Source organism: Candidatus Symbiopectobacterium sp., assembly GCF_020054415.1.
Lineage (GTDB): Bacteria > Pseudomonadota > Gammaproteobacteria > Enterobacterales > Enterobacteriaceae > Symbiopectobacterium.
Genome location: NZ_JAHWCO010000342.1, coordinates 1 through 3,145 on the forward strand (window position 1 = coordinate 1; position 3,145 = coordinate 3,145).

Below are 3,145 nucleotides of genomic sequence, written 5' to 3' on the forward strand. Positions count from 1 at the left end.
CCATGCCAGTTTTGGTTGAAAATGCTTGTCATCTCAGGTGTACACTTTTCTCATGAGGCCTAACTGCATGATTTTACGTTGCGAGGATCCGTCGTTTCGCTGGGCTGCCAGCATAAAATCTATTTATTCAACAAAGCCCCCGGCAGACTGAGATTTGCCGTGCGCTGGTATTCATTGTGGCGGTTAAGCCCGGCACACAGCTTACCGACCGCTTCATCGCGGGTGCGTGCCCGGTTTTGCAGCTGCAGCGTATCGGCACTGGTGGCGCGCCCTCCCTTGGCAGGGACGGTTTCCTCTGCCACCGTGCCGATGCTGCCATCGGCCAGTACGCCGACAGTGACCAGTTTTTTGGTGCGGGTGTCCTGGTATTTGACCTTGCCTTGTTGATAAATGCGATTAAGCGTATCGCGCAGGGTAAAGCGGCTTACTTCAGATGGCGTCAGCGTCAGTAGCGGCGATGCTTCGCGCAATGTCGCACGATGGGAAAACACCAGCGCCTTATCGGTCACCTTGACAATATAGCCATATTCACGCCCCAGTCGGGTGATAAACGCCAGATCGGTTTCGTTATACTGCGTCACCCGTTCGAGCGCCAAAGGCGCAATCGTACCTTCCAGTCACAGATGCTGTTTTTTGGCTATCCGGCTGGCGATAGCCCGCAGCGTGGTGGCTTCAAAAGCCCGGTTACTGCGGGTACGCAACGCGCGGGTGACCGGGGCCGATAGCCCCCGTAACCGTACGCTGTCGGGCGGGCAGGAAAATTCCAGCTCATCCAGGGAGAACGTCCCGCACACCAGCAGTGGTTGACCGGCCAGACCTATCGCCAGCGTCAGGCTGTCGCCTTTGCCCGGATACCAGGCCTCGCGCCAACGACCGTCACTGTCTTCCAGCTCGACTTCAATTTCATCCGATTCCCCAGCCAGCCGGTCGGTAAAGCTCACCGACAGCACATAAGGCGTCACTTCCCGCGAGATATCTTTCTGGTCGTAGTGCAGGGTAAAGGTGGGGATATCTACCGGGGTTATCGTGTCAGACCGGGGGGTTAGCGCAGCCATGGGGGCGTGTTCTCCTCGGTGTCATCCGCGGCAATGACAGGGATAAGCAGCTGCATCCCTGCCGGGAGCGACGCAGTAATAGCCACCTGCGGATTAGCCATAATGATGCGCCCATAGCCCAGCGGTTCGCCATAATAGTGATGCGCCAGGGTGTCCCAGCGTTCGCCTTCACGGGTGGTATGGATCATGACGGCAGGCGTATCAGCAGACATCATTATCCCCTCCGGCTAATAATACGGCTGGCCAGGCGACTGAGCGGTGCTGACTGATGCTGGTAAACCGTCACGGCATTGCCAACCAGACCGGCGACCGTATCGAGCGCACCGGGCAGATGTTGACTCTCGCCCGGCGCAAGGCCGCGCAGGGTGTCCTGGGCATGGTCTATCATCGTTGCCGCCTCACCGCTCGCCCGCAGGAGCGGGATAGCGTCGGGTAAGGTGCCGGTAAGCTGGCGCAGCCAGGGTTGCGATTGCGCCAGTGGGGCGGCCACATCGCCGAGACTGGTCAGTACGCCGGGTACGCGGGTCAGCGCCGCCACCGGATTGCTTTTCATCTGGCGCGCTACCCGGATGACGCTGGAGGCGGTCTGTAGTGCCGATTGCGCCTGCCGGGCAAAGCCCACCGCCTGGCGCAGCGTCTGCCCCAGCCCCGACGCGGGCAAGGCCGCCTGCCGGGTCTGATTCAGGTTCGGCAACCCGCCTTTAACGGCAGGGGGGCGGAGCGGCTTTTGCGGGTCGCCGGTATATTCGCGCAGCGTCACCTCAACCGATAGCGCCTGGGCACTGCCCTGCGCGCTGCAGAGCTGGGTACTCAGCGACAGGTTGGTGATCACAAACCAGCCCTTGTAATCGCCGTTACCCAGCACAAAGGCCAGCGCCTGATGGGCACGGCTCGCCGCCTGCAACCGTTGCCACTCACGCGCCGGGTCACAGTAACGCTGATGCAGCACCAGGGTCAGATGGTACTCATCCAGTTTTGCCCCGGTAAACTGTAAGCCCGGCTTGTGGCCAATACGTGCCTGCTCGGCAAAGTCATTGCCAAAAGTTCCGTCCAGGGCATCAAAGCTGGTACCCAGCTGAAAAGGGATATCCCCCAATACGGCAAACATTATTCCAGCCTCCTGCGCTGCTGTTGTTGCAGTACGCGCGCCAGCATCTGCTCCAGTTCGCGCACACCCAGACTCAACGCCTGCTGCACCGCCGAGCCGGGGGTTTGCGACCGACCATCAAGCACAATATTGGGACTGAAATGCACCACGATACCGCCCTGTCCTGTCGTCCCATGCCCCATCGGCCCCGCCCCGTTCGGTACCGAGGGGATGGGAGCGGGTCGCCATCCAGGCAGACCCGGCAGTGCCAGCCCTGCGCCTGCCTGCAACAACGCCGCCAGCCAGTCGCGGGTCGCGCTGCGAGTTTTTGGGGTGGTGCGTCGGATACCGATTGCCGCCCCCTCAACGATATTGTCCCCAAAGCCCATAAAGACCCAGCAGCCCAATGGGGGTCAGCATCAGCGCACGACCCACAAACAGCACAGCACGTCCGGCTATCATCAGGCCACGCACCAGTCCGCCGCCGAGCACCGCTCCCAAACGTAACGCGCCGCGTGAGAGTCGGCCCATGAGTCCGGCCAGACGGCGAAGGCTGCCGCCCTGGCTAAAAGCGGCAGACATCATTAACCAGCCGCTCCGTAGGGTTAGGAAACCCTTCCAGATAGCGGTCATCGGTGTCAATGCAACCAGATTGAGCGCCATTCTCAACACGACAAGACTTGTTTTAAATACGAGTAACCCGGCAACAACACCTGCAATGCCTTGCACAAGCTGTGGGTTAGCTTGAACCCAGCTGTTGAGCTGAGTTATCAAAGGCACAACCGTATCGACGAATCCGACGACTTTCGGTGTGAGCTGCTCCCGGCTTTGTTGAATAAATAGAACTTTTGGGTAATCATCGAAGCAGATCACCACAGTTGTTTCAAAATCAGGTCTCCATGGCAAAACAAAATTTTAAAATCACCAACTGGCCCTCTTATAACAAGGCCCTCAAGCAGCGCGGTTCTCTAACCGTATGGCTAGATGAATCAGCCATTGCTGC

General features: G+C 59.3%; 6 protein-coding genes and 1 pseudogene. 1 reads left to right on the forward strand and 6 read right to left on the reverse strand.

The features are described 5' to 3' along the window. Nucleotides 1-119 precede the first annotated feature (119 nt). From QZ506_RS10125 to QZ506_RS10150, 6 genes are read right to left on the reverse strand one after another with little or no spacing between them, the layout of a single operon-like run. A complete protein-coding gene (locus tag QZ506_RS10125) occupies nucleotides 120-596 on the reverse strand; it encodes a phage late control D family protein (protein ID WP_291970856.1) in 477 nt (158 codons plus the stop codon). 21 nt (nucleotides 597-617) lie between these two features. Then, nucleotides 618-1,055 carry a hypothetical protein gene (locus QZ506_RS10130; RefSeq protein ID WP_291970858.1) on the reverse strand — a complete coding sequence of 146 codons (438 nt, stop codon included), beginning with the start codon at nucleotides 1,053-1,055 and terminating at the stop codon, nucleotides 618-620. Beyond that, nucleotides 1,043-1,270 (reverse strand): tail protein X, encoded by a 228-nt coding sequence (locus QZ506_RS10135; RefSeq protein ID WP_291970859.1) that lies wholly within the window; start codon nucleotides 1,268-1,270, stop codon nucleotides 1,043-1,045. Before QZ506_RS10135 ends, QZ506_RS10130 begins: the two co-directional genes overlap by 13 nt. Further along, complete coding sequence (locus QZ506_RS10140) at nucleotides 1,270-2,163, reverse strand: phage tail protein (protein ID WP_291970861.1); 894 nt, start codon at nucleotides 2,161-2,163, stop codon at nucleotides 1,270-1,272. Before QZ506_RS10140 ends, QZ506_RS10135 begins: the two co-directional genes overlap by 1 nt. Continuing rightward, nucleotides 2,163-2,531, reverse strand: coding sequence for a hypothetical protein (locus QZ506_RS10145; RefSeq protein ID WP_291970864.1), 369 nt, complete (start codon nucleotides 2,529-2,531; stop codon nucleotides 2,163-2,165). Before QZ506_RS10145 ends, QZ506_RS10140 begins: the two co-directional genes overlap by 1 nt. Beyond that, nucleotides 2,506-3,018 (reverse strand): hypothetical protein, encoded by a 513-nt coding sequence (locus QZ506_RS10150; RefSeq protein ID WP_291970866.1) that lies wholly within the window; start codon nucleotides 3,016-3,018, stop codon nucleotides 2,506-2,508. The genes QZ506_RS10145 and QZ506_RS10150 overlap by 26 nt, the downstream gene beginning before the upstream one ends. Nucleotides 3,019-3,041: 23 nt before the next feature. Between QZ506_RS10150 and QZ506_RS10155 the strand changes: the two are divergent. Beyond that, a pseudogene (locus tag QZ506_RS10155) lies at nucleotides 3,042-3,145 on the forward strand (IS5/IS1182 family transposase); the annotation flags it as partial.

What these genes read in the sequence shown, in the direction of transcription:
- QZ506_RS10130 (WP_291970858.1), bottom strand. Translation starts at nt 1,055, where the DNA reads ATGGCTGCGCTAACCCCCCGGTCTGACACGATAACCCCGGTAGATATC.
- QZ506_RS10135 (WP_291970859.1), bottom strand. Translation starts at nt 1,270, where the DNA reads ATGATGTCTGCTGATACGCCTGCCGTCATGATCCATACCACCCGTGAA.
- QZ506_RS10140 (WP_291970861.1), bottom strand. Translation starts at nt 2,163, where the DNA reads ATGTTTGCCGTATTGGGGGATATCCCTTTTCAGCTGGGTACCAGCTTT.
- QZ506_RS10145 (WP_291970864.1), bottom strand. Translation starts at nt 2,531, where the DNA reads ATGGGCTTTGGGGACAATATCGTTGAGGGGGCGGCAATCGGTATCCGA.